At 68.2% G+C, this 23,913-nt stretch carries 23 protein-coding genes; 16 read left to right on the plus strand and 7 right to left on the minus strand.

Features of this window, described 5'->3' with window-relative positions; all coding sequences use genetic code 11:
- Window positions 1-27 precede the first annotated feature (27 nt).
- Window positions 28-1,428: an amidase family protein gene (locus tag WS54_RS02230; RefSeq protein WP_059784662.1), complete on the plus strand. Its 1,401-nt coding sequence runs from the start codon at window positions 28-30 to the stop codon at window positions 1,426-1,428.
- A 92-nt stretch (window positions 1,429-1,520) separates the two neighbouring features.
- Here WS54_RS02230 and WS54_RS02235 read toward each other — a convergent pair whose 3' ends face one another.
- Window positions 1,521-1,856 carry a hypothetical protein gene (locus WS54_RS02235; RefSeq protein ID WP_156443554.1) on the minus strand — a complete coding sequence of 112 codons (336 nt, stop codon included), beginning with the start codon at window positions 1,854-1,856 and terminating at the stop codon, window positions 1,521-1,523.
- Window positions 1,857-2,540: 684 nt separating this feature from the next.
- On the opposite strand from WS54_RS02235, the gene WS54_RS02240 reads away from it, so the two are divergent.
- From WS54_RS02240 to WS54_RS02260, 5 genes are all read left to right on the plus strand, one after another.
- Window positions 2,541-3,011 (plus strand): rhodanese-like domain-containing protein, encoded by a 471-nt coding sequence (locus WS54_RS02240; protein WP_059784657.1) that lies wholly within the window; start codon window positions 2,541-2,543, stop codon window positions 3,009-3,011.
- Between the two features lie 28 nt (window positions 3,012-3,039).
- A complete protein-coding gene (gene epsC / locus WS54_RS02245; protein WP_059784654.1) occupies window positions 3,040-3,993 on the plus strand; it encodes a serine O-acetyltransferase EpsC in 954 nt (317 codons plus the stop codon).
- The gene (locus WS54_RS02250) at window positions 3,990-4,211 is read left to right on the plus strand and encodes a helix-turn-helix domain-containing protein (RefSeq protein WP_034205508.1); all 222 of its coding nucleotides are present in this window, start codon (window positions 3,990-3,992) and stop codon (window positions 4,209-4,211) included. The genes epsC and WS54_RS02250 overlap by 4 nt, the downstream gene beginning before the upstream one ends.
- 137 nt (window positions 4,212-4,348) lie before the next feature.
- Window positions 4,349-5,281, plus strand: a complete 933-nt coding sequence (locus tag WS54_RS02255; protein WP_034205507.1) for a family 2A encapsulin nanocompartment shell protein — start codon at window positions 4,349-4,351, stop codon at window positions 5,279-5,281.
- Window positions 5,256-7,256 carry a family 2A encapsulin nanocompartment cargo protein cysteine desulfurase gene (locus tag WS54_RS02260; RefSeq protein WP_059784651.1) on the plus strand — a complete coding sequence of 667 codons (2,001 nt, stop codon included), beginning with the start codon at window positions 5,256-5,258 and terminating at the stop codon, window positions 7,254-7,256. Before WS54_RS02255 ends, WS54_RS02260 begins: the two co-directional genes overlap by 26 nt.
- A 460-nt stretch (window positions 7,257-7,716) precedes the next feature.
- On the opposite strand, the gene groL is transcribed toward WS54_RS02260, so the two are convergent.
- The 3 genes from groL to WS54_RS02275 form a co-directional block, all read right to left on the minus strand.
- Window positions 7,717-9,357: a chaperonin GroEL gene (groL, locus tag WS54_RS02265; protein ID WP_059784648.1), complete on the minus strand. Its 1,641-nt coding sequence runs from the start codon at window positions 9,355-9,357 to the stop codon at window positions 7,717-7,719.
- A 12-nt stretch (window positions 9,358-9,369) separates the two neighbouring features.
- Window positions 9,370-9,660, minus strand: a complete 291-nt coding sequence (locus tag WS54_RS02270; protein WP_011356207.1) for a co-chaperone GroES — start codon at window positions 9,658-9,660, stop codon at window positions 9,370-9,372.
- A gap of 198 nt (window positions 9,661-9,858) precedes the next feature.
- The gene (locus WS54_RS02275) at window positions 9,859-10,809 is read right to left on the minus strand and encodes a LysR substrate-binding domain-containing protein (protein ID WP_059784646.1); all 951 of its coding nucleotides are present in this window, start codon (window positions 10,807-10,809) and stop codon (window positions 9,859-9,861) included.
- Window positions 10,810-10,972: 163 nt separating this feature from the next.
- Between WS54_RS02275 and WS54_RS02280 the strand changes: the two genes are divergently transcribed.
- From WS54_RS02280 to WS54_RS02290, 3 genes are all read left to right on the plus strand, one after another.
- Window positions 10,973-12,127, plus strand: a complete 1,155-nt coding sequence (locus tag WS54_RS02280) for a M20 aminoacylase family protein (RefSeq protein WP_442861311.1) — start codon at window positions 10,973-10,975, stop codon at window positions 12,125-12,127.
- 82 nt (window positions 12,128-12,209) lie between these two features.
- Window positions 12,210-12,992, plus strand: a complete 783-nt coding sequence (locus tag WS54_RS02285) for an ABC transporter substrate-binding protein (RefSeq protein WP_059784644.1) — start codon at window positions 12,210-12,212, stop codon at window positions 12,990-12,992.
- Between the two features lie 174 nt (window positions 12,993-13,166).
- Window positions 13,167-14,324: a porin gene (locus WS54_RS02290; RefSeq protein WP_059784641.1), complete on the plus strand. Its 1,158-nt coding sequence runs from the start codon at window positions 13,167-13,169 to the stop codon at window positions 14,322-14,324.
- Window positions 14,325-14,421: 97 nt separating this feature from the next.
- Here WS54_RS02290 and WS54_RS02295 read toward each other — a convergent pair whose 3' ends face one another.
- Window positions 14,422-15,441, minus strand: coding sequence for a zinc-dependent alcohol dehydrogenase family protein (locus WS54_RS02295; protein ID WP_059784639.1), 1,020 nt, complete (start codon window positions 15,439-15,441; stop codon window positions 14,422-14,424).
- Between the two features lie 128 nt (window positions 15,442-15,569).
- On the opposite strand from WS54_RS02295, the gene WS54_RS02300 reads away from it, so the two are divergent.
- Window positions 15,570-16,544, plus strand: coding sequence for a LysR substrate-binding domain-containing protein (locus WS54_RS02300; protein ID WP_059784636.1), 975 nt, complete (start codon window positions 15,570-15,572; stop codon window positions 16,542-16,544).
- A 16-nt stretch (window positions 16,545-16,560) separates the two neighbouring features.
- Here WS54_RS02300 and WS54_RS02305 read toward each other — a convergent pair whose 3' ends face one another.
- Complete coding sequence (locus WS54_RS02305) at window positions 16,561-16,845, minus strand: hypothetical protein (RefSeq protein ID WP_108041761.1); 285 nt, start codon at window positions 16,843-16,845, stop codon at window positions 16,561-16,563.
- 37 nt (window positions 16,846-16,882) lie between these two features.
- Here WS54_RS02305 and WS54_RS02310 point away from each other — a divergent pair, with 37 nt between their 5' ends.
- The 6 genes from WS54_RS02310 (at window position 16,883) to WS54_RS02335 (ending at window position 22,933) form a co-directional block, all read left to right on the plus strand.
- Window positions 16,883-17,602 carry an SDR family oxidoreductase gene (locus tag WS54_RS02310; RefSeq protein ID WP_034205498.1) on the plus strand — a complete coding sequence of 240 codons (720 nt, stop codon included), beginning with the start codon at window positions 16,883-16,885 and terminating at the stop codon, window positions 17,600-17,602.
- A 137-nt stretch (window positions 17,603-17,739) separates the two neighbouring features.
- The gene (locus tag WS54_RS02315) at window positions 17,740-19,689 is read left to right on the plus strand and encodes an arylsulfatase (protein ID WP_059784633.1); all 1,950 of its coding nucleotides are present in this window, start codon (window positions 17,740-17,742) and stop codon (window positions 19,687-19,689) included.
- Between the two features lie 16 nt (window positions 19,690-19,705).
- Window positions 19,706-20,755, plus strand: coding sequence for a formylglycine-generating enzyme family protein (locus WS54_RS02320; protein ID WP_059784631.1), 1,050 nt, complete (start codon window positions 19,706-19,708; stop codon window positions 20,753-20,755).
- Window positions 20,752-21,564 carry a MetQ/NlpA family lipoprotein gene (locus WS54_RS02325; RefSeq protein ID WP_034205495.1) on the plus strand — a complete coding sequence of 271 codons (813 nt, stop codon included), beginning with the start codon at window positions 20,752-20,754 and terminating at the stop codon, window positions 21,562-21,564. The genes WS54_RS02320 and WS54_RS02325 overlap by 4 nt, the downstream gene beginning before the upstream one ends.
- The gene (locus WS54_RS02330) at window positions 21,558-22,541 is read left to right on the plus strand and encodes a YkgJ family cysteine cluster protein (protein ID WP_059784628.1); all 984 of its coding nucleotides are present in this window, start codon (window positions 21,558-21,560) and stop codon (window positions 22,539-22,541) included. The genes WS54_RS02325 and WS54_RS02330 overlap by 7 nt, the downstream gene beginning before the upstream one ends.
- A 65-nt stretch (window positions 22,542-22,606) precedes the next feature.
- On the plus strand, window positions 22,607-22,933 hold the full coding sequence (locus WS54_RS02335) for an antibiotic biosynthesis monooxygenase family protein (RefSeq protein ID WP_034205493.1): 327 nt from the start codon (window positions 22,607-22,609) through the stop codon (window positions 22,931-22,933).
- A 10-nt stretch (window positions 22,934-22,943) separates the two neighbouring features.
- On the opposite strand, the gene WS54_RS02340 is transcribed toward WS54_RS02335, so the two are convergent.
- The gene (locus tag WS54_RS02340) at window positions 22,944-23,831 is read right to left on the minus strand and encodes a hypothetical protein (protein ID WP_059784625.1); all 888 of its coding nucleotides are present in this window, start codon (window positions 23,829-23,831) and stop codon (window positions 22,944-22,946) included.
- Window positions 23,832-23,913 lie beyond the last annotated feature (82 nt).

Here is a 23,913-nt window from a genome sequence, read left to right on the forward strand (position 1 = left end):
GCGATGTCTTTCCACCCAGGAGAAGTCATGACGCAACTCTGGCAACTGTCGGCAACCGAACTCGCGAAACGCGTGCGGCAGCGCGATGTATCCGCGCGCGAAGTGGCGGACACTGTGCTCGATCGTCTCGATGCCGTGAATCCGGCGATCAACGCGGTCGTCGAACACCGTCCCGACGACGTGCGGCGGCAGGCCGACGAAGTCGATCGCGCCATCGCGCGCGGCGACGATCCGGGGCCGCTCGCGGGCGTACCCGTCACCGCGAAGATCAACGTCGATCAGGCCGGCTTTGCGACGACCAACGGCACGCGCCTGCAGGAAAACCTGATCGCGCCCGCCGACAGTCCGGTGGTCGCCAACATTCGGAAGGCCGGCGGGGTGCTGCTCGGCCGCACCAATTCGCCGACGTTCGCATTGCGCTGGTTCACGTCGAATCTCGTGCATGGCCGCACGCGCAACCCGCGTAATCCGTCGCTGACGCCGGGTGGATCGAGCGGCGGCGCGGCGGCGGCCGTGGCCGCCGGGATCGGCCCGCTCGCGCTCGGCACCGACATCGGCGGCTCGGTGCGCTACCCGGCCTATGCGTGCGGCGTCCACGGAATCCGGCCGTCGCTCGGCCGCGTGCCGGCGTTCAACGCGTCGTCGCCGGAGCGCGCGATCGGCGCGCAACTGATGTCGACGGCCGGGCCGATCGCGCGCACGATCGACGATCTCTCGCTCGCGCTGCGTGCTTTCTGCGCGCCGGACTCGCGCGATCCGTGGCACGTCGCGGTGCCGTTCGACGGGCGCGCGGTGCCCAAGCGCGCGGCGCTGTGCGTGCGTCCGCGCGGGCTGGAGGTCGTGCCCGAAGTCGAGGCTGCGCTGCGCGATGCCGCGCGCCGGCTCGTCGATGCGGGCTGGACCGTCGACGAGATCGACGATACGCCGCCGATGCGCGAGGCTGCGCTGTTGCAGGAACAGCTGTGGCTCGGCGACGGGTTCGGCGCGCTGGCGAACGCAGTCGAGCAGGACGGCGATCCGGGCGCGGCCGCGGTGATCGATGCCGTGCGCGGCAAGGTGCGCGACCTGCCGGCCGACGTGATCAGCCGCGCGCTGGTCCGGCGCACGACGCTGACGCGGCAGTGGCGGTTGTTTCTCGACGAATATGCTGTGTTGCTGCTGCCTGTTTCGTCGGAACTGCCGTTCCCCGACGATCTAGACCGGCAAGGGCCGGACGGCTTCGACCGCGTGTGGGAAGCGCAGCTCACGTTGCGCGCGCTGCCCGCGATGGGGCTGCCGGGGCTGGCCGTCACGACGTCGCTCGCGAACGGCGTGCCGGTGGGCGTGCAGGTGGTGGCCTCGCATCATCGCGAGGATCTGTGTCTGCTCGCGGGGCGCGATATCGAGGCGCGTGGGGTGCCGGTCGAGGTGGTCGATCCGGTGGTGTGACGTGCAGACAGCGCGTGTATCGGCGACACCGCACGGGCATCGCCGATGCATCGTTACCTGTCCAATATCGCGCGACGGCGCGACGTCGGTCGTCAACAGCTCAGCTGAATCGTGGCAACCGTCGGGATGTTGGTATTCCCGTCCGAAATACTCGGCATGACGGAAATATGGCCCGGGTGAAAGTTGGCGACGCACGAGAAGCTGACGCTCGTGTTGTTGAGAATCGTCATCGAGACATCGGTTGCTTGCCAATGGAGCGGCGTGTTCGTCCACGGTGCACCGACCGACGCCGTGCACGTCCCGTTACCGGTGGTCGACGTGCATGAAATGCTCAGGGACGTCTGTGCATGCGCTGGCGATGTGGTCAGCAGCAGCGGAATCGACAGAAGCATGGGCAAGTAAATATTTCGCGAATGTTTGGTCATCATTTTTACGAAAATCCTTGTTTGTCCGTCAAATGGAAAGGATCGCGCGATTCGATACGGCGAAAAACGCGATGCGAACATCGTACCGAAACCGCGCCGGAAGTGGTCGCGTTACGCGTGAATGAATGCAGACGGCTCTCATGCGGTTGAAAACCCGGCAACGGCTTTCATAAGCGCGGCGAGCCGGCGTGCGTGGCCGACGCGTTTCGTCACGCTAAATCGCATTCGTGAAAGCAAGGTGACAGCCCGATCCGGTGGCGGGCACGGCGCGTGTGTCGGTGCGGGTGGAGGTTTCCTTGACGCCGTCAGCCCGTGAACGATCGCCTTCTCTATCGAACCCGTCCTCACCCCTGCCACCGCCGCAACTCACGGAGCGTGAGCTGTCCATTCCATTGCCTCGAACACGAGATGACGGTTTGGTCCATCCGGCCTTTTAAAACGCTTCGATGCACGACATCGAACGGTCATCGCCTTCCTTCCATTTCCAGCCCGCCAGCGACCGCGCATCGATAGCGCGCGTCCGTCATTGCATTCCCCACAGCGCTGATTTGGAAATGAATTTTTATTGGTTCTGCTTCCCCAACCGCACTCGCATAGTGGTGCTGACGGCTATAGACAGCACGCAAGCTGCAACAGCCGCTTTCCCGGTGTTTTGTTCATACGAATTTGCGAGAACAAGGAAGTGTCATGACGGTTGAACTGCAAGAACGAACCGCTGCGCAGCAGGCGCTCGAAGACGCGCGCGCGGCAGCCGTGGCGGCCGGCACGCCCTATGCGGGCGGCATCGCGCCGGAAGCCGCGTGGGCGCTGTTCTCGGCGGGCGACGCATTGCTGGTGGACGTGCGCACGGCCGAGGAGCGGAAATTCGTCGGCCACGTGCCGGAGTCGCTGCACGTGCCGTGGGCGACCGGCACGAGCCTGACGCGCAACCCGCGCTTCGTGCGCGAACTGGAAGCGAAGACCGGCAAGGACGCGGTCGTGCTGTTGCTGTGCCGCAGCGGCAACCGTTCGGCGCAGGCGGCCGAGGCCGCAACGAAGGGTGGTTTCACGCAGGTTTTCAATGTGCTCGAAGGCTTCGAGGGCGATCTCGACGAACGGCAGCATCGCGGCGGCCGCAACGGCTGGCGCTTTCGCGGCCTGCCGTGGGCGCAGGATTGATTCACGGCCGTGACGGGGAGAAAGCAGGATGGCCGCATTCGACATCGACGACATCGTTCAATCGCTGCAGACGGTGCGTCGCGCATGGCGCGAAAAGCAGCGGCGCTCGCTCGAACCGGGCGGGCGCGATTTGCCGGCGCGAGAAGCGCTCGCGCAGATCGTCGGCGCGCTGAAGGGCGTGCTGTTTCCGATGCGGCTCGGGCCGCCCGATCTGCGGCAGGAAAGCGAGAACTTCCACGTGGCCCATGCGCTCGATTCGGCGCTGAATGCGCTGCTCGCGCAGGTGACGCTCGAATTGCGCTACGCAGCGCGTCAGCGCAATGCCGACGGGCCACCGCCCGATCGCATCGATGAAGTCGCGTCGACGGCCGTGCAGGCGTTCGCCGCGCGCTTGCCGGAGATTCGCCGGCTGCTCGACAGCGACGTGCTGGCGGCCTTCCACGGCGATCCGGCGGCCGGCAGCGTCGACGAGGTGCTGCTGTGCTATCCGGGCATCCTCGCGATGATCCACCACCGGCTCGCGCACGAACTGTACGGGCTCGGCCTGCCGCTGCTCGCGCGGATCATCGCCGAGCAGGCGCATGCGGAGACGGGCATCGACATTCATCCGGGCGCGCGCATCGGCGCGGGCTTCTTCATCGACCACGGCACGGGCGTCGTGATCGGCGAGACGGCGATCATCGGCGAGCGCGTGCGCGTGTACCAGGCCGTCACGCTCGGCGCGAAGCGCTTCCCGCGCGATGCCGCCGGCCATCTGGAGAAAGGGCTCGCGCGCCATCCGATCGTCGAGGACGACGTCGTGATCTATGCGGGCGCAACGATCCTCGGCCGCGTGACGATCGGGCGGGGCGCGGTGATCGGCGGCAACGTGTGGCTCACGCAAGACGTGCCGGCCGGCGCAAACGTCACGCAGGCCGTGCTGCGCAGCGAAGCGAACGCCGCGCCGCGCACGGCGGCGCGCGTCGCCTGGGAGGCGCGATGAGCGACCTCATCCATCACTTCGGCGCCAACGTGCGCAAGCTGCGCGAAGCGCGCACGTGGTCGCAGGAACAACTGGCCGAGCATGCGGGGCTGAACCGCTCGTACGTCGGCGAGATCGAGCGCGGCGAGGCGATCGCGTCGATCGTCACGGCCGACAAGATCGCCCGCGCGTTCGACGTATCGATCTCGACGCTGCTGCCGGCCGCATACGTCACCTGAGGTTGCCCCGCATCGTTTCCCCCTTCGGTTGCACGACCTGACGGCTATAGCATGTTGAGCCGGCAGGGGCGGGTTTCCGATAATCACCGAGCGTCATAAGCAATCCTGTTTTTCATCTTAAGAACCCGGAGCCACACATGTCGACCGTTGCAAGCGGCACGGCCGCGCTGAGCGATCACGCCGCCCGCCAACTAGCGAACGCTACCAAGACCGTCCCCCAGCTTTCCACGATCACGCCGCGCTGGCTGACCCATCTGCTGCAATGGGTGCCGGTCGAGGCCGGCATTTACCGCCTGAACCAGGTGAAGAACCCGGAAGCCGTGCGCGCCGCGTGCACGCAGCTCGAGGACGAAAGCGTGTTGCCGCAGACCTTCGTGCCGTACGAGGAGCAGCCGCGCGAATACTTCCTGAACGCGGTGAGCACGGTGCTCGACGTGCATACGCGGATTTCCGATCTTTACAGTAGTCCTCACGACCAGATCAAGGAGCAGCTGCGCCTGACGATCGAGACGATCAAGGAGCTGCAGGAAAGCCAGCTGATCAACAATCCCGACTACGGGCTGCTCGCGAACGTGACCGACGAACAGCGGATCTTCCCGCTGACGGGCGCGCCGACGCCGGACGATCTCGACGAGCTGCTGACGAAGGTGTGGAAGGAGCCGGCCTTCTTCCTCACGCACCCGCTCGCGATCGCCGCGTTCGGCCGCGAATGCACGCGGCGCGGCGTGCCGCCGCCGACGGTCAGCCTGTTCGGCTCGCAGTTCCTCACGTGGCGCGGCATTCCGCTGATTCCGTCGGACAAGGTGCCGGTCGCGGACGGCAAGACCAAGATCCTGCTGTTGCGCGTCGGCGACAAGCGCCAGGGCGTCGTCGGCCTGTATCAGCCGGGCGTCGCGGGCGAGCAGGGGCCGGGCCTGTCGGTGCGCTTCATGGGGATCAACAATCAGGCGATCGCGTCGTACCTGATCTCGCTGTATTGCTCGCTCGCGGTCCATTCGCCGGATGCGCTGGCTGTCCTCGATGACGTCGAAATCGCCAAGTACCATGACTATCCCGACACCTACCGTTAATCCCGGCCTGGCCGGCGGGGACGCGCACGGGTTGCCGCATGCGTCGCTGCCGGCCGGGCTGCCCGACCCGGCGACGCTCGCGCGGCTCGCGTCCGAGTTCTTCGCGACGCCGCCCGGGCAGGCTACCGCGCCCGGGCTGTCGGCGGGCAGCGGCGCGGTCGGCGGCGTGCCGTCGGCATTGCCGGCGGCGGCGCCGATTCTCGCGTCCGTCAGCAACCCGGTGCCGGGCGGCTCGCCGCTCGCAGGCCCGGGCGGGGCGGGCACCGGTGTGCCGGGGCTCGCGCTGCCGCAGGGCAAGGCGCCCGGCACGAATCTCGCGCCATCTGCGCCGACGCACATGTTGTCGCTCGGCAACCGCGCACCGGCGCTCGCGCCGCATGCGGCCGCGCAGAACGGGTTGCCCGACAACGTCGTGTCGATCGCGCCCGCGCTCGAACCGCGGGTCGGCGGGGCGGCGCTCGGCGTACCGCAAGTGAGCGCCGCCGCACCGGAAGGCGCGGCGAAGGTGTCGCCGTACTACTTCACCGACGGTTCGCTGCAGGGCTGGCAGGCGACGCTGCGGGACATCGTCGTGCCGTCGAACGGGCTCGCGTCGCCGGAAGCATTCGGGTTGCCGGGCGACGACGCGCTGCGCGCGCTGCTCGCCGTGCAGCGCGACGTGCCGGTGTCGCATGCATCGGGCACCGACGTGCCGCGCTACTTCATCGACGATGCGCAGGCAGCCGCGCCGCAAGGTCAGCTGCATCGCGGTGCCCATCCGCCGTTCGACGTGAACGCGATCCGCCGCGATTTCCCGATCCTGCAGGAGCGCGTGAACGGCAAGCAACTCGTCTGGTTCGACAACGCTGCGACGACGCACAAGCCGCAGGCCGTGATCGACCGCCTCGCGTACTTCTATGCACACGAGAACTCGAACATTCATCGCGCGGCGCATGCACTGGCCGGCCGCGCGACGGATGCGTACGAGCATGCACGCGAAACGGTGCAGCGCTTCATCGGCGCATCGTCGCCCGACGAGATCGTGTTCGTGCGGGGCACGACCGAGGCGATCAATCTGATCGCGAAGACGTGGGGCGTGCAGAACGTCGGCGAAGGCGACGAGATCGTCGTGTCGCATCTCGAGCATCACGCGAACATCGTGCCGTGGCAGCAGCTTGCCGCGCAGAAGGGCGCGACGCTGCGCGTGATTCCGGTCGACGATTCGGGGCAGGTATTGCTCGACGAATATCGGAAGCTGCTCAACGATCGCACGAAGATCGTGTCCGTTACGCAGGTGTCGAACGCGCTCGGCACGGTCGTGCCGGTGAAGGAGATCGTCGAGCTCGCGCATCGCGCCGGTGCGAAGGCGCTGGTCGACGGCGCGCAGTCGATCTCGCACATGCGTGTGGACGTGCAGGCGATCGACGCGGATTTCTTCGTGTTCTCCGGGCACAAGATCTACGGGCCGACCGGGATCGGCGTCGTGTACGGCAAGCGTGCGATCCTCGACGACATGCCGCCGTGGCAGGGAGGCGGCAACATGATCGCGGACGTGACGTTCGAGCGCACGGTGTTCCAGCCGCCGCCGAACCGCTTCGAAGCCGGCACCGGCAACATCGCGGACGCGGTGGGGCTCGGCGCGGCGCTCGACTACGTGAGCCGCGTCGGCATCGAGAACATCGCGCGCTACGAGCACGATTTGCTTGCGTACGCAACGAGCGTGCTGGCGCCGGTGCCGGGCGTGCGGCTCGTCGGCACCGCGCGCGACAAGGCGAGCGTGCTGTCGTTCGTGCTGAAGGGCTACGAAACCGAGGAAGTCGGGCAGGCGCTGAACGAGGAGGGAATCGCCGTGCGCTCGGGGCATCATTGCGCGCAACCGATTCTGCGGCGCTTCGGGCTCGAGGCCACGGTACGGCCGTCGCTCGCGTTCTACAACACGTGCGATGAAGTCGATGCGCTGGTGAGCGTCGTCAGGAGACTGGCGGCGCGACGCTGACGTTGGTGTCGATGTCGATGTTGACCCGCTTGCGGCGGCCTTCGCGGGCCGCCGCAAGCGTTTTCATGCCAACCGGTCGGAAACGTGGCGACGGATTTCGGACGGCATCGCCTGCGTGACGGTGCCCGTGCGTTGCACGAAGAGGCCGTGGCGGCGTGCACGACGTGGAAAGATTGTGTGGCGGACGCGGTCGGAATGTTTCGGATAACGACAGGATGAATGCCGGTGCGCCCGAGCAGCGCGACCTCCTGCGCGAAGGCGCGGCGCGCACGGGCGTCGCTTGCGGCACATCCGTCGACGGTGGCGACGGTCTGCCCGTGCAGCACCTGCATGAAAGGCAGCGAGCCGGTCGGGCCGGCCACGCGTCAGCGAACAACGCGCAACGACCTCTGTCGCCACGCGTCGCAGGATCCAGCCAGGACGCGCACGCCGGCGAACCGGCGCGCACGCTGCCGCGTCGTCAGAAATCGAATCCCGGCCCGCCCGCGCCCGGGCCACCCGGTGCGGCAGCCGGCGCCGCATCCTTCGGCGCTTCGAACACGGTCGCATCGGTCGTCAGCAGCAGTCCGGCCACCGACGCCGCGTTCTGCAGCGCGGTGCGCGTGACCTTGGTCGGATCGAGCACGCCCGATTCGACGAGGTCGCCGTACTCGCCCGTCTGCGCGTTGTACCCGAAGTTGCCCGTGCCTTCGGCGACCTTCGCGACGACGACGCTCGCTTCCTCGCCCGCATTCGCGACGATCTGGCGCAGCGGTTCTTCCAGCGCGCGCAGCACGATCTTGATGCCCGCGTCCTGATCGGCGTTCACGCCCTTCAGCTCGCGGATCGCCTGCCGCACGCGGATCAGTGCGACGCCGCCGCCCGGCACGATGCCTTCTTCCACGGCCGCGCGCGTCGCGTGCAGCGCGTCGTCGACGCGATCCTTCTTCTCCTTCACCTCGATTTCGGTCGCGCCGCCGACCTTGATCACCGCCACGCCGCCCGCGAGCTTCGCGACGCGTTCCTGCAGCTTCTCGCGGTCGTAGTCGGACGTCGCCTCGTCGATCTGCACGCGGATCTGCTTCACGCGCGCTTCGATGTTCTTCGCATCGCCCGCGCCGTCGATCACGGTGGTGTTTTCCTTGCCGACCTCGATGCGCTTCGCCTGGCCCAGGTCGGCGAGCGTGGCCTTCTCGAGCGTCAAGCCGGTTTCCTCGGCGATCACCTGGCCGCTGGTGAGAATCGCGATGTCCTCCAGCAGCGCCTTGCGCCGATCGCCGAAGCCCGGCGCCTTGACCGCGACCGTCTTCAGGATGCCGCGGATGTTGTTCACGACGAGCGTCGCGAGCGCTTCGCCTTCGACGTCTTCCGCGATGATCAGCAGCGGTCGGCCCGACTTGGCGACCTGCTCGAGCACCGGCAGCAGGTCGCGGATGTTCGAGATCTTCTTGTCGTGCAGGAGGATGTACGGGCTTTCGATCTCGGCGATCTGCTTGTCCGGATTGTTGATGAAATACGGCGACAGGTAACCGCGGTCGAATTGCAGCCCCTCGACGACGTCGAGCTCGTCGGCGAGCGACTTGCCGTCCTCGACGGTGATCACGCCTTCCTTGCCGACGCGGTCGATCGCTTCGGCAATGCGCTGGCCGATCGACTCCTCGCCGTTCGCGGAAATCGTCGCCACCTGCGCGATTTCCTTGCTGGTGGTGGTCGGCTTGCTGATCTTCTTCAATTCGTCGACGGCCGATGCGACGGCCTTGTCGATGCCGCGCTTCAGGTCGAGCGGATTGAGCCCGGCCGCGACGTATTTCTGGCCTTCGCGGACGATCGCCTGCGCGAGCACGGTGGCCGTCGTCGTGCCGTCGCCGGCCGCGTCGCTGGTGCGCGACGCGACTTCCTTCACGAGTTGCGCGCCGATGTTCTGCAGCTTGTCCGCGAGTTCGATTTCCTTCGCGACCGACACGCCGTCCTTCGTGACGACGGGCGCACCGAAGCTGCGTTCGAGCACGACGTTGCGGCCTTTCGGCCCGAGCGTGACCTTCACCGCGTTCGCGAGAATGTTGACGCCTTCGGTCAGCTTCGCACGTGCGACGTCGCTGAAAATGATTTCCTTCGCTGCCATGATTGTGCTCCGTTATTGATTGACGACCGCGACGATGTCTTCCTCGCGCAGCACGAGAAACTCGTTGCCGTCCACCTTGACGGCTTGCCCCGCGTACTTGCCGAACAGCACGCGCTCGCCGACCTGCAGGTCGGGCACGATGCGCTGGCCGTCCGCGTCCTTGCGGCCGGGGCCGACGGCGATCACTTCGCCCTGGTCTGGCTTTTCGGCCGCGCTATCGGGAATCACGATGCCCGATGCGGTGGTGGTTTCCTGATCGAGTCGCTTCACGATCACGCGATCGTGCAAGGGGCGTAGGCTCATATTTTCGTCCTGTGCTGTTCTGTCGAAATGGGCTGGCACTCTTTAACAGAGAGTGCTGACGAGTATAGAAATGCGCGCCGGCGCGATCCAATAACGGATTCGGAAAAGCATTTGCGCGAATGCGCTTTGGGAACGGGTCCGGCTCTGCGGCATGGAGACCGTCGCCGGACGCAACGCGCAACGCGCGACGCGGGCGCGTCAGATCAGCAGCGACACGGTCTTGAACAGCGCGAGATCGTCCTTGCGCGCGGAGCGCGCGTGCCGCCGGACGACCTGCAGCAGGCAGTCGATGAAGCAGCGCGCGGCCTCGCTCAGCGTGCTGCTGCGGCGCGTGACGATGCCGAGCTCGCGCGGCTCGAAGGTCTCCTTCAGCGACAGCGCGCGCATCCGCTCGCCGAACGGCGGCACGGCGGCGAGAATCGTCGGGCACCACGTGCACATGTCGGCCTGCTCGAGCATCGTCTGCAGCATCGCGACCGATTGCGCGCGCACGATGCGCCGCTCGTCGATCTGCGCGCCGTGGCGCGTGAACAGGTAGTCGACGAGCGCCGCCTGGCCGTCCGCCGCGAAATTCAGCACCCAATCGTTGTCGAGCAGATCGTGGATCGATCGCGCGCGTTCGCGCGGGTGGCCGGCGCGCACCATCACCGAGGTCTCGTAACGCAGCATCGGCTCGAACGCGAATTCCTGCGCGCTGCCCGGCTGCACGTGCCCGAGCGCGAAATCCATGGTGCCGTCGCGCAGCAGCGGCTGCGCGACGGCGATCAACGCTTCGTAGAGTTCGAGACGCACGTCGGGCATCCGTTCTCGAAAACGCAGCACCGTTTCCGCGAGGAACGTCATGGTGAGCCATGGCGTGACGCCGACGCTCAGCCGCCCCTCGACGCGCCCGCGCAGCCGTTCGAGATCGCTCTGCGCGTGCTCCAGTTGTTTCAGCACGAGCTTCGCATGGGTGAGCAAGGTTTTCCCGTATTCGGTAAAGCCGATGCCCTCCGGCGCGCGCACGAGCAGCGGCAGGCGCTCGCTTGCCTCCAGCTCGCGCAACGCGCGCGTGACGGCCGCCTGCGACAGCCCGAGCATGCGCGCCGCGCCCCGGATGCTGCCGGCCTCTGCGCTCGCGACGAGCGCCTGCAACTGATGCAGTTTCATGGTGCGATACCCGACAACGAAAGGTTGTCATCATAACGAAACCGCGGCTGGTCGGCCGGATTTTCGCTGCATACGATCCCGTCACGATCCGCCCTCCGGCGGTCGACAACCGGAACGTAGCGAAGGAGTATCGGGGTTGGGCCAAACACGAATTTTTCCCGAAATGGCAGCGATCGAAGCCGAGATGATCGCGCTGCGCCGCCGGCTGCACGCGCATCCCGAGCTCGGCTTCGAGGAGCGCGCGACCGGCGATCTCGTCGCCGAGCACCTGACAACATGGGGTTATCGGGTGGAGCGCGGCCTCGGCGGCACCGGCGTGGTCGGCACGCTGGCGCGCGGCGCCGGCAAGCGGCTCGGGTTGCGCGCGGACATGGACGCGTTGCCGATCCGCGAGACGACCGGGCTGCCGCATGCGAGCCGGCACGACGGCGTGATGCACGCGTGCGGCCACGACGGCCATACGGCGATGCTGCTCGCCGCCGCGTGCTGCATCGCGGCGCGCGCGCGTTTCACGGGCACGCTGAACCTGATCTTTCAGCCGGCGGAGGAAGGGCTCGGCGGCGCGAAGCGCATGCTCGACGACGGGCTGTTCACGCGGTTCCCGTGCGACGCGGTGTTCGCGATGCACAACGTGCCGGGGTTGCCGGCCGGCGTGCTCGGCTTCTGCGACGGCCCGGCGATGGCGTCGGCCGACGAGGTGCGCGTGCGCGTGATGGGCCGGGGCGGGCACGGCGCCGCGCCGCACACGACGGTCGATCCGGTGGTGGTCTGCGCATCGATCGTGATGGCGCTGCAGACGATCGTGTCGCGCAACGTGAATCCGCAGGAGCTGGCGATCGTCACGGCGGGCGCGATCCATGCGGGCGCCGCGTCGAACGTGATTCCGCCGCACGCGGAGCTCGAACTGAGCGTGCGCGCGCTGTCGCCGGACGTGCGCGCGCTGCTCGAGCGGCGCATCCGCGAGATCGTGCACGGGCAGGCCGCGAGTTATGGCGCGACGGCCGAGATCGACTACCGGCACACCTATCCGGTGCTCGTCAATCACGCGGCGGAAACGGCATTCGCTCGCGACGTCGCGCGCGAATGGGGCGGCGACGGCGCGCTGATTCCGCAGTTGCGGCCGATCGCGGCGAGCGAGGACTTCGCGTTCATGCTGAACGCGTGCCCGGGCAGCTACCTGTCGATCGGCAACGGCGACGGCAACGGCGATGGCGCGACCGGATGCGGGCTGCACCACCCCGGCTACGACTTCAACGATGCATGTCTCGCGACGGGCGCGAGCTATTGGGTCGCGCTGGCGGAGCGATATCTCGCGTGACGCGGCGCATGCTGCGTACGCGGCGAGCCGGTGCCCGATGCGCCGGACGAATTCGATTCACGATCTACACAAGGAGACGGCAATGAAGCAGTGGATGGCGGCGCTCTCGATGGCGCTGGCGGCAGGGGCCGCACATGCGGGCGACTGGGCGGGCAAGGAGATTCGGCTCGCGGTCGATCCGACCTACCCGCCGCTCGAGTACAAGCTGCCGGACGGTACGCTGACCGGGTTCGGGATCGACATCACGAATGCGCTGTGCGCGGAACTGAAGGCGCGCTGCGTGTGGGTCGAGTCGAGTTTCGACGGGATGATCCCCGGGCTGCTCGCGCGCAAGTTCGACGTGATCGCGTCGTCGATGACGATCACGCCGAAGCGGATGCAGCAGATCGCGTTCACGAACCGGATCTCGAACGCGCCTGCGCGGCTGATCGCGCGCAGGGGTTCGCCGCTGCTGCCGACGGCCGAATCGCTGAAGGGCAAGCGGATCGGCGTCGAGCAGGGCTCCGCGCAGGCCGACTATGCGATCGCGAACTGGCAGCGGGCCGGCGTGCAGATCGTGTCCTACCCGAACCAGGACCAGGTCTACGCGGATCTCGTGACGGGGCGGCTCGACGCGGCGTTCCAGGCGTCCATCGCGGCCAGCGACGGATTCCTGAAGAAGCCGCACGGCAAGGACTTTGCATTCGCCGGTGAAGCGATCGACGACACGAAGTACTTCGGGCAGGGCGATGGGCTCGGTCTGCGCAAGCAGGACACCGACTTGCGCGACGCGTTCAATCGCGCGCTCGCGACGATTCTCGCGAACGGCACGTATCGGCGGATCAACCGGAAGTATTTCGATTTCGACATCTACGGCGCGAAGTGAGCCGCGTGGCGTGCTGTCGGCGCGCCGCACGTGAGGAGACGGCGCGCGATCGACCGCGCGCCGGATGCGGGGAATGACCGCCTGCACGGCCTGCGAATCGCGCGGGCATTCACGTGCAGGCCCACAAAAACGTATAAGGACAACGAATGAACTGGAGAATTTTTTTTCGTCGCGATTCCGGCGCTGTGCGCAGCGCCTGCATTCGCGCAGGGCAGCGTCACGCTCTACGGTCTGGTCGACGCGGGTATCGACTATACGAACGACGTCGGCGGCCACGGTGCATGGCAGATGGCGAGCGGCTTCGCGCAGGGCAGCCGCTGGGGGCTGAAAGGCGCCGAGGATCTCGGCGGCGGCTACAGCGCGCTGTTCCAGATCGAGAGCGGCTTCAACGTGAACGCCGGCACGCTCGCGCAGGGCGGGCGCATGTTCGGGCGGCAGGCTTACGTCGGGCTCGGCAGCACGCGCTACGGCACGCTGACGCTCGGCCGGCAATACGATTCGGTGGTCGACTATCTCGCGCCGACGACCGCGAACGGGAGCTGGGGCGTCTATCCGTTCTCGCATCCGCTCGATAACGACAACACGGGCAACACGTTCCGCGTCGACAACACGGTCAAGTACGCGAGCCCGGATTTCTCGGGCTTCTCGTTCGGCGGCACCTACAGCTTCAGCAACGACACGGGCTTCGCGAACAACCGGGTGTGGAGCATCGGCGCGCAGTACGAGCACGGCGGGCTGCTGGTCGGCGCTGCGTTCCTGAACGCGAACGACCCCGGCGCGACGTCCGGCGGCGCGGTCGCGGGTGCGGGTTCGGTCGGCGCCGATGCGAACTTTGCGTCGGCGCGGCTGCGAATCTTCGGGGTGGGGATCAACTACACGGCCGGGCTCGCGACGGTCGGCTTCGCGTACACGAACAGCAACGTCACGCGTCCGACCGCGAACGTCGGCTACCTGTTCGGCGACGAGACGATCGCGCCCGTGACGGGGCCGCTCGCCGGCGGCACGGTGACGGCGATCAAGTACCAGAACTTCGAGCTGAACGGCAAATACCAGTTCACGCCGGCGTGCTTCGTCGGCGCGCAGTACGTGTACACGACGGTGCGCTACGACGCGACGACGGGCAGCGCGAAGCCGAAGATCCATTCGATCGGGCTGATGGCCGACTACAACCTGTCGAAGCGGACGGACGTGTACCTGATGGGCGCGTATCAGCGGGTTGCGGGCGACGCGACGGGTTCGTCGCTCGATCGGGCGCTCATCCCCGGCGCAGCGGACCTGTCGTCGACGTCGAAGCAACTGATGGTGCATGCGGGGATTCGTCACCGGTTCTGACGGCGTGCGGTCAAGCGGCGGCGACGGACGGCGGACGACTCGTCGCCCGTCGCCGCCGACGTGCGTGCGCGATTGCGCATCGCGCCGCTTTCCCCCGTCACGCCGCGACGCGAATCACGACCTTGCCGAAATGCTGGCCCGACTGCAGGTACGCATAAGCTTCCGGCGCTTCGTCGAAGCCGAACACGCGATCGACGACGGGCCGGATCCGCTTCGCGTCGACGAGACGGACGACGTCGTCGAGCATCGCGCGGCTGCCGACCATGATCCCGTGAAGCCGCCGGATGCCGCCGATCAGCGACAGCAGCCCGAGTTCGGGGCCGCCGAAGCTGCTGAGGCCGCCGATCACCGACACGATGCCGCCCAGCTTCGTCGCGGCAACCGAGCGCGGCAGCGTGTCGCGTCCGCCGACCTCGACGACGAGATCCGCACCCGCGCCGTCGGTGAGCCGCAGCACTTCATGCTGCCATTCGGGCGTCGCGCGATAGTTGATCGTTGCATCCGCACCGAGTGCACGCGCGCGTTCGAGCTTCGCGTCGCTCGACGACGTGACGATCGTCCGCAGCCCCGCCGCATGCGCGAGCTGCAGCGCGACGATCGATACGCCGCCAGTGCCGAGCAGCACGACGGTCGAGCCGGGGCCTGCGCCGCCGTCGGCGAACAGCGCATTCCATGCGGTCACGCCCGCGCACGACAGCGTCGCCGCCTCGTCGTAGTCGAGATGCGCGGGAATCGCGACCAGCGCGGTTTCGTCGGACACGAAGTGTTCGGCCAGCACGCCGTCGAATTGCGCGCCTGGCGAACCTGAGACTTTCGTCGGTGTGGGCGGCCCGTCGATCCAGCGCGGGAAATACGTGTTGATCACGCGATCGCCGGGCTTGAAGCGTGTGACGTCGCGGCCGGTTTCGACGACTTCGCCCGCGCCGTCGGCCACGGGAATCAGCGGCGCGTCGCCGATGCCGAGATAATCGCCGCGCGCGAACATCAGGTCGCGATAATTCAGCCCGGCCGAGTGGATCTTCACGACGACGTCGGTCGGCCCGACCGGCGGGCGGGCCGCGTCGATGCGGCGGAGCCCGGCGACGCCGTCGCCCGGTTTCAGTTGCCATGCATGCATGTTCGACTCCTGGTTCGAGGGGGACGGGACTATCATAGTGTTGCGTATGGGGACGCATTGGCGAGAGTTTGGCCACGTACTGTTTCCATATGGGACACAAACCTGCGAACGAACCGGAGCGGAATCACATGGACGAGCGGCTGAGAGGCGTCGCGGAATTCGTCGAGGTCGTGGAGTCGGGCAGCTTCGCGGCGGCGGCGCTGCGCGTCGGCGTCACGCGTTCGGCGGTCGCGAAGGTCGTCGCGCGGCTCGAGCACCGTCTCGGCGTGCGGCTGCTGCAGCGCACGACCCGCCAGCTCAACCTGACCGACGAAGGGAACGTCTATTACGAGCAATGCCGGCGGTTGCTGGCCGAACTCGGCGAAACGGAGGCCGCGCTCGACGCGGGCCGGCGCGAGCCGTCCGGACGGCTGCGCATCAGCGTGCCCGTGCTGTTCGGGCGCCAATGCGTGGCCCCGGTCATGCGGCGTCTCGTCGAGCGTCATCCGCGGCTCGAAATCGACGTGTCGTTCAGCGACCGCGTGGCCGACCTGATCGACGACGGCTTCGACATCGCGGTGCGCATCGGCGAGCTGGCCGATACGAGTGCGCTCGTCGGCCGGCGGCTGGGCGTGCAGCGCATGGGCATCTGCGCATCGCCCGCGTATCTCGACCGGCATGGCCGGCCGTCGGGGCTCGACGATCTCGCGTCGCACGTCGGCATCGCGTACTCGCGCGGCGGGCAGCCGGTGCCGTGGCGGATCATCGGCGCGGACGGCCAGGTGCACGACCACCGCGTGGCCGGGCGCCTGCGGTTCGACGACCTGCAGGCGATCGCCGAGGCCGCCGCCGCCGGCGCGGGCCTCGCATGGCTGCCGTGCTGGCTGATGGCGCCGTACCTGCGCGACGGCCGGCTCGCACTGGTGATGGACAGCAACAGCGTGTCGGGCGCGGAGGTGTTCGCGGTGCGGCCGAAGTCGCGGCACGTGCCGTCGAAGGTGCGCGTCGTCGTCGACGCGCTGGTCGACGAGATCCCGCGGCTGTTGGCGTCGGATGACGCAGACGGACAGGGAGAGCTGCATCGCCGCGAGCGCGAGCCGCGCCCGTCGCGCATGGTCGGTTGACGCGGCACATGGCGCGTCAACGTACCTGAGCCGGACGCTCGGCAAGTTCGGCCCTCGCCGTCGCGCTCATCGCCTCGCAGCGGCCGATTCCCGTCGGGGTGCTCGCGCCGCTGCTCGTCGCGCTCGCGCTCGCATTGCCGGCAGGCGGCGTGCTCGCATCGCGGATCGCGTCGCGACGTGCGCGGCCGATGGCGACGAGGCGGGCCACGCGAGCGAAGCGGATGACGGCGACCGTACGCGTTTTTCTCACCTGACGCACAATCATGCGCAACGTGCATGCGACGCGCGGCAGCGTACGCATCGCGCCGTCTTCGATTCTTTCGTACGAGGCACGAATCATGTCATCTCGCACCTATCTCGTCACCGGCGCGTCGCGCGGCATCGGCTTCGCGGTCAGCACGATGCTCGCACGGCGCGGCCATCGCGTCATCGGCGTCGCGCGGCACGCGCAGGGCATCGATTTCCCCGGGGAACTGCATGCATGCGATCTCGCCGATATCGAGCAGACGGCCGCGACGCTCGCGCGTATCGGTGCGTCGGCCGATATCGACGGCATCGTGAACAACGCAGGCATCGCGTTGCCGCAGCCGCTCGGGCAGATCGACTTCGGCTCGCTGCAGGCCGTGTTCGATCTGAACGTGCGGGCCGCGATCCAGGTCACGCAGCATTTCGCCGACGCGATGAAGGCGCGCGGTCATGGGCGCATCGTCAACATCTGCAGCCGCGCGATCTTCGGCAGTCTCGATCGCACCGCATATTCGGCCGCGAAAAGTGCGCTCGTCGGCTGCACGCGCACGTGGGCGCTCGAGCTCGCCGAACACGGCGTGACCGTCAACGCGGTGGCGCCCGGCCCGATCGAGACCGAACTGTTCCGTCAGACGCGGCCGGTCGGCAGCGAAGCCGAGCGCAAGGTGCTCGCGACGATCCCCGCGCGTCGGCTCGGCACGGCCGACGACGTCGCGGCCGCGATCGCGTTTTTCCTGTCGGACGAAGCCGGTTTCGTCACGGGGCAGGTGCTGGCCGTGGACGGCGGCGGCAGCCTCGGCGGGCGCAGCTGACGCACGGCGGCGCGGTGCGTGGTGGACGGCGCGCGTCGCATATTCCCGCATCCCGTTAGCATGTGACGAATCCGACTTTGGGCGCCGCGTGCGCGACGCTAAGATCGCCGATCCCGTAGATCGAGCGTTCCGCAACAATGAAAAAGTCCGCGTCGCCGTTGCATGCTTTTCGTTTCCGTGTCGTCTGCGCCGCGATTGCCGGCGCGGTGTCGCTCGCGTCGTGCGGCGGCGTCGACGGCGATCCGCCGCCGCAGGCCAGCGCGACGCCGTCGGCCAAGCGCCCGAACATCCTGTACATCATGGCCGACGATCTCGGCTATTCCGACATCCATGCGTTCGGCGGCGAAATCGACACGCCGAACCTCGACGCGCTCGTCGCGTCCGGTCGCATCCTGTCGAACCACCACACGGGTACCGTCTGCGCGATCACGCGCGCGATGCTGGTGTCCGGCACCGATCACCATCTCGTCGGCGAAGGCACGATGGGCGTGCCGACCGACGAACGGCGCGGGCTGCCCGGCTACGAGGGCTATCTGAACGACCGCGCGCTGTCGTTCGCGCAACTGCTGAAGGACGCCGGCTATCACACGTATATCGCGGGCAAGTGGCACATCGGCTCGGGGATCGTCGGGAGTACGACGGGTAGCGGGCAGACACCCGATCAGTGGGGTTTCGAGCGCAGTTACGTGCTGCTCGGCGGCGCGGCGACGAACCACTTCGCGCACGAGCCGGCCGGCTCGTCGAACTACGCGGAAGACGGCCGCTACGTGCAGCCTGGCCAGCCCGGGCAGCCGGGCGGCGCGGGCGGCAACCCGGCCGTGTTCTATTCGACCGATTTCTATACGCAGAAACTGATCTCGTACATCGATGCGAACAAGCAGGACGGCAAGCCGTTCTTCGCCTACGCGGCCTACACGTCGCCGCACTGGCCGCTGCAGGTGCCCGATCCGTGGCTGCACAAGTACGCGGGCGTATACGACGCCGGCTACGATGCGATCCGCAACGCGCGGATTGCCCGACAGAAGGCGCTCGGCCTGATCCCCGCCGACTTCAGACCGTTCGACGGGCTGCCGGAGACGACGGCCGCATCGCCCGCGACCGCGAACGACGGCAAGGCCGGCGCGAAGTACGTCAGCGCCGTGCATTCGGCCGCGGACGGCTACGTCGACTACGGCCCCGGCAAGGTCGACAAGCTGTGGTCGAGCCTGTCGCCGGCCGAGCGCCGGGCGCAGGCGCGCTACATGGAAATCTACGCGGGGATGGTCGAGAACCTCGACTACAACATCGGACGCCTGATTCAGCATCTGAAGGACATCGGCGAATACGACAACACGTTCATCATGTTCCAGTCGGACAACGGCGCGGAAGGCTGGCCGATCGATTCCGGCGCCGACCCGACCGCGACCGATACCGCGAACGCGCAGGAGCCGATCTATTCGGCGCTCGGCACCGACAACGGCAAGCAGAATGCGCAGCGCCTGCAGTACGGGCTGCGCTGGGCCGAAGTGAGCGCGGCGCCGTTCCGGCTCACGAAGGGCTATTCGGGCGAAGGCGGCGTATCGACGCCGACGATCGTGCACCTGCCGGGCCAGTCGCAGCCGTTGCCGACGCTGCGCGCGTTCACGCACGTGACCGACAACACGGCGACGTTCCTCGCGGTCGCGGGCGTCACGCCGCCGTCGCAGCCGGCGCCGCCGCTCGTCAACACGCTGACGGGCGTCGACCAGAACAAGGGCAAGGTCGTCTACAACAACCGCTACGTGTATCCGGTCACGGGCCAGTCGCTGCTGCCGGTGCTCACGGGCTCGGCGACGGGCGAAGTGCACACGGCGCCGTTCGGCGACGAAGCGTATGGCCGCGCCTACCTGCGCAGCGCCGACGGCCGCTGGAAGGCGCTGTGGACCGAGCCGCCGCTCGGGCCGCTCGACGGTCACTGGCAGCTGTACGACCTCGCGTCGGATCGCGGCGAGACGACCGACGTATCCGCGCAGAACCCGTCGGTGATCGGCGCGCTCGTCGACCAGTGGAAGGCCTACATGAGCAACGTCGGTGGCGTCGAGCCGCTGCGGCCGCGCGGCTACTACTGAGCGCGGGGGCGACACGATGCGGTTCCGCTTCTGGACGATCGGCGCGACGCTTGCCGCCACGCTGTTCGCCGCCGCGTTCGCGGCAGGCTATGCGAATCCGGCGGCGTCGGCCGGTGGCGCGTTCGACGACCTGAATCGCGGCCGCGCGCTCGCGCCGCTCGGTTCGGAGCGTCAGTGCGAACGCTATTCGGGCTTGCCGTCGAAGTGGCGCGACGATCCGAAGGCCGGCATGGTGCATCTGCGCGGCGGCGCGTTCGTGTTCGGCAGCACGCGCGGCTATGCGGACGAGCGTCCGGTCGGCGACGGCCGCACGCGCGTCGGCGGTTTCTGGATCGACCAGACCGACGTGACGATCGCGCAGTTCGCGGCATTCGTGCAGGCGACCGGATACGTGACCGAGGCCGAGCAGCAGGGCGGCGCGGCGGTGTTCCATGTGCCGACGCGCGACGAGATGAACGCGCGCGATCTCGCGTGGTGGTCATGGGTGAAGGGCGCGTCGTGGCGGCATCCGCGCGGGCCCGGCAGCGACGTGGACGGGCTCGGCAACCTGCCGGTGACGCTCGTCACGCAGCGCGATGCGCTCGCGTATGCGCACTGGCTCGGCCGCGACTTGCCGACCGAAGCCGAATGGGAATACGCGGGCAAGGCCGGCCGCGACGACGCATCGCTCGATGCGGCGCCGCGCGACGCGCAGGGCAAGCCGACCGCGAACTACTGGCAGGGTGCGTTTCCGGTGCTCGATTCGGCGGAGGACGGCCACGCGGGGTTGGCCCCCGTCGGCTGCTATGCGGCGAACGGTTTTCGTCTTTACGACATGATCGGCAACGCATGGGAATGGACGAAGGATGCGTACACGGGCCCGCATCAATCCCACACGAACGGCGACACGGCGGCCGTCGCCCCGCTGACGCGCCGGCACGATACGCCGATGGTCATCAAGGGCGGCTCGTTCCTGTGCTCACGCGATTACTGCGTGCGCTATCGCGCATCGTCGCGCGAACGGCAGGAAGCCGATCTCGGCGCGTCGCATATCGGGTTTCGCACGATCCTGAGGGACGCGTCATGACGGCGGGCATCGGGCGTTTCGTTTCCGCATGGATGTTGATCGCGTGCGCGGCGATGCAGCAGGGCGCGGCGCTGGCTGCCGAAGCCGTGTGGCCGGCCGTGCGCGTCGGCGTGACGCGCGGCGTGCATGCGCAGATTCTCGACGAAGTGAAGCGGGTGGCCGCCGCGCGGGGGCTGCGCGTCGACGTCGTCGAATTCGACGATGCATCGCGCATCGATACGGCGCTGGCCGACGGGCGAATCGACGCGGCCAGCTTCGAGGATGCGCAACAGCTTGGCGAGACCCGCGCACGCAAGCGTATCGCGCTGACTGAAGTCGCGCCGACCGTCACGTTGCCGATGGCGTTCTATTCCCGCAAGCTGACGAGCCTGAACGCACTGCAACCCGGCGCGACGGTCGCGCTTCCCGCCGATCCGCGCGGGATGGCGCGCGCGCTCGTGCTGCTGCAGAACGACACGCTGGTGACGCTGCGCGAGAAGGCCGGCCTGCATGCGACGCTGCGCGACGTGACGAGCAACCGGCTCGGGCTCAAATTCGTCGCGCTGCGCCGCGACCGGCTTTACGCGGCGCTCGACACGGCCGCGTTCGTCGCGATCGACAGCGACGACGCGGCCCGCGCCGGGCTGCAGCCGGCGCGCGACAGCATCAGCCTCGAGGACGCCCGCTCGCCGTATGCGAACGTGCTCACGGTGCGCGACGCCGATCGCGCGAAGCCGTGGGTCGCGCAGCTCGTCGCCGCGTACCACTCGGACGACGTCGCGCACTTCATCCTCACGCGCTACCAGGATTCGGTGCGGCGGCCGTGGTAGCCGGTTACCTGCTCGCGTGCAACGCGTGCGGACGCTGCTGCAACAGCGCGCCGACGCTGTCGTTGCGCGAACTGTTCCGGCATCGGCACCGCTTCGTCGGCGCCTTGACGATCCGCCGCGTGCCGAAGCGGCGGATCGGCGAGCGCTGGCAAGCGGGCGGCCGCGAGCATGCGCTGGATGCGGACGACGTCGCGGCGGCCGATGCGCTGGCGGACCGGCTGTTCCATCGCGGCCGCGTGCACGGCGAATGGCTCGCGCTGACGCTGCAAGGCTACGACTATCCGTCGCTGGGCCGTTGCGCGGCGCTGGCCGACGACGGCCGCTGCGGCGTGCACGCGAACAAGCCGTCGATCTGCCGCGCGGTGCCGCTCGATCCGATGCTGCCCGACCGGTTGCAGGCCCGCGTGCTCGCGGCGCGACGCGGCGAAGCGGCGTGGCTGGGCGCGAACTGCATCGTCGACGCCGCGAGCGTGCGGTCTGCCGACGAATCGGCGTTGCCGATTCCGCTGGTGACGGCCGGGCAGGTCGCGGACCGTGCGGCGCTCGACGCGCATCGCGATGCGCTCGTGTTCGAGCGCGCGGTGTGGCGCGACGCCGTGTTCGCGTCGCTGGCCGACGGCGGACCGGGCGTGAGCGATGCGCTGTCGCGGCTGGCGCCCGGCGGCTACCTGACCGTGTCGATCGTGCCGGCCCTGCTGGCCGTCGCTCAGGTATCCGCGCATTGCCGCGCGCTGTGCATCGACTTCATCGATGCCCAACTGACCTTGATCGGCGCGAACATCGAAGCGGCGCTTGCGCGCCGACATGCGGCCGACCGGCCCGCGACGCAAGAATTGCGCGGCTTCGCGCTGGCGCTGGAACGGGCGCGACGGGCGCTCGCGGCGACGCCGGCATCCGCCGCCGCCGCGCGCGACGATGCGTCACGCATCGAAGCGTGGCTCGACGATCGCGTCGACGCCGCTGCGCTCGCCACCTGACGATCGCGGCACGCCGCGCGTGCCTTACACTTGGCGCTCTTTCAATCGTTACAGAGCGAGCGGGCATGTACGCGTCGACTTTCATTTTTCGCGCCGGGCAGTACGACGACGAATTCCACCGGCTCGACCGGCAGATCGCCGACATGGCGCGCGCGACGCCCGGCTATCTCGGCGAGGAAACGTGGGAGAACGCGCAAGCCGGCTTGATCCAGAACGTTTACTACTGGGAATCGGAGGCGGCGCTGCGGCAGTTGATGCAGCATCCCGCGCATCTCGAGGCCAAGGCGAAGCAGGCGCGCTGGCTGGACGGATATCGTGTCGTGATTTCGCAGGTGCTTCGCGAGTATGGCGACGGCAAGCTGACGCCGCCGCATGCGGGGCCATCCGCGTAAGGGTTGCCGGTCAGGCGGCCGCCCCGGCTTTTCCCGGCGCGCCCGTCGCGCGCTCCCAGATCGGGAAGGTCGCGTTCTGGATCGACGTCTGCGCGTCGATGACCTTGCGGTGGTCGATGCCGGGCAGGTCGAGCAGCCGGTCGACGGCCGCCTTCGCGCCCTCGGCATCCTGCGGAAAGCCGCACGCGAACTGTTCGTTCGTATCGAACAGGATCCACCAGACGTCCGACACGAACGGCCCATGATCGCTGGTTTCGATCCGGATCGCGCCGAGGTCGGACAGCGCGATGTCGCGCGTCGTGCCGGTCTGGTCGGTCGACGCGATGCGCGTCTCGGTTGCGGTCACGGTCCAGCCGCTTTGCCGGGCAGCCGGTCGGGGCGACGACGGCGCAGCCGTCGGTCCGGCCGGGCTGCCGGCGCCCGTATCTGCGCCTGTGTCGTTCGGCACGAGCCCGCCCGCGGCACCGGCCGCAACACCCGGCGCACCGCCATCCTGCCGCGCGCGCCCGTCGATCCAAGGCAACGCGGCGGCGCCCGCCATCGCCGCAATCCATAAGTAGTACCCGGCCCCGAACGCGCGGATCGTTTCGTAGTTCGCGTCGGTCGGAATCGTATGCCATCCGGCCGCAAAGACCACGACCACGGCCAGCAGCGCCGACACGGTACGGCTCGGCCTGAGCAGCGCGACGACGAGCAGCGGGTTGCCGAGCCACGCGAATTGCAGGTCGAGGATCGCGAGCCCGCCGAGCGCGAGCACCGTGTAGCCGTGCCACCAGCTCACCGCGCCGGCTGCATTCGGCGGTTCGGCCGCGACGGGCAGTAGCAGCGACGCGGCATACAGCGCGACGATCACGACGCGCGCGAGGTTCCGGCGGGGCGAAGCGGAGCGAATCTGCATGTTGCCTTCCTGTCGTGCACGGTCATGCGAGGCGGCGAATGCCGGACGGCCCGGCCTTCATTCGCGATGCGCGGCGCCGGCG

The sequence above is a fragment of the Burkholderia sp. NRF60-BP8 genome (genome assembly GCF_001522585.2).
Classification (GTDB): Bacteria; Pseudomonadota; Gammaproteobacteria; order Burkholderiales; family Burkholderiaceae; genus Burkholderia.

What these genes read in the sequence shown, in the direction of transcription:
- WS54_RS02300 (WP_059784636.1), top strand. Translation starts at nt 15,570, where the DNA reads ATGGACGAGCGGCTGAGAGGCGTCGCGGAATTCGTCGAGGTCGTGGAG.
- WS54_RS02310 (WP_034205498.1), top strand. Translation starts at nt 16,883, where the DNA reads ATGTCATCTCGCACCTATCTCGTCACCGGCGCGTCGCGCGGCATCGGC.
- WS54_RS02250 (WP_034205508.1), top strand. Translation starts at nt 3,990, where the DNA reads ATGAGCGACCTCATCCATCACTTCGGCGCCAACGTGCGCAAGCTGCGC.
- WS54_RS02270 (WP_011356207.1), bottom strand. Translation starts at nt 9,660, where the DNA reads ATGAGCCTACGCCCCTTGCACGATCGCGTGATCGTGAAGCGACTCGAT.
- WS54_RS02295 (WP_059784639.1), bottom strand. Translation starts at nt 15,441, where the DNA reads ATGCATGCATGGCAACTGAAACCGGGCGACGGCGTCGCCGGGCTCCGC.
- WS54_RS02235 (WP_156443554.1), bottom strand. Translation starts at nt 1,856, where the DNA reads ATGATGACCAAACATTCGCGAAATATTTACTTGCCCATGCTTCTGTCG.
- WS54_RS02280 (WP_442861311.1), top strand. Translation starts at nt 10,973, where the DNA reads ATGGCAGCGATCGAAGCCGAGATGATCGCGCTGCGCCGCCGGCTGCAC.
- WS54_RS02285 (WP_059784644.1), top strand. Translation starts at nt 12,210, where the DNA reads ATGAAGCAGTGGATGGCGGCGCTCTCGATGGCGCTGGCGGCAGGGGCC.
- epsC (WP_059784654.1), top strand. Translation starts at nt 3,040, where the DNA reads ATGGCCGCATTCGACATCGACGACATCGTTCAATCGCTGCAGACGGTG.
- WS54_RS02335 (WP_034205493.1), top strand. Translation starts at nt 22,607, where the DNA reads ATGTACGCGTCGACTTTCATTTTTCGCGCCGGGCAGTACGACGACGAA.
- WS54_RS02255 (WP_034205507.1), top strand. Translation starts at nt 4,349, where the DNA reads ATGTCGACCGTTGCAAGCGGCACGGCCGCGCTGAGCGATCACGCCGCC.
- groL (WP_059784648.1), bottom strand. Translation starts at nt 9,357, where the DNA reads ATGGCAGCGAAGGAAATCATTTTCAGCGACGTCGCACGTGCGAAGCTG.
- WS54_RS02260 (WP_059784651.1), top strand. Translation starts at nt 5,256, where the DNA reads ATGACTATCCCGACACCTACCGTTAATCCCGGCCTGGCCGGCGGGGAC.
- WS54_RS02240 (WP_059784657.1), top strand. Translation starts at nt 2,541, where the DNA reads ATGACGGTTGAACTGCAAGAACGAACCGCTGCGCAGCAGGCGCTCGAA.
- WS54_RS02325 (WP_034205495.1), top strand. Translation starts at nt 20,752, where the DNA reads ATGACGGCGGGCATCGGGCGTTTCGTTTCCGCATGGATGTTGATCGCG.
- WS54_RS02340 (WP_059784625.1), bottom strand. Translation starts at nt 23,831, where the DNA reads ATGCAGATTCGCTCCGCTTCGCCCCGCCGGAACCTCGCGCGCGTCGTG.
- WS54_RS02320 (WP_059784631.1), top strand. Translation starts at nt 19,706, where the DNA reads ATGCGGTTCCGCTTCTGGACGATCGGCGCGACGCTTGCCGCCACGCTG.
- WS54_RS02230 (WP_059784662.1), top strand. Translation starts at nt 28, where the DNA reads ATGACGCAACTCTGGCAACTGTCGGCAACCGAACTCGCGAAACGCGTG.
- WS54_RS02305 (WP_108041761.1), bottom strand. Translation starts at nt 16,845, where the DNA reads ATGCGTACGCTGCCGCGCGTCGCATGCACGTTGCGCATGATTGTGCGT.
- WS54_RS02315 (WP_059784633.1), top strand. Translation starts at nt 17,740, where the DNA reads ATGAAAAAGTCCGCGTCGCCGTTGCATGCTTTTCGTTTCCGTGTCGTC.
- WS54_RS02275 (WP_059784646.1), bottom strand. Translation starts at nt 10,809, where the DNA reads ATGAAACTGCATCAGTTGCAGGCGCTCGTCGCGAGCGCAGAGGCCGGC.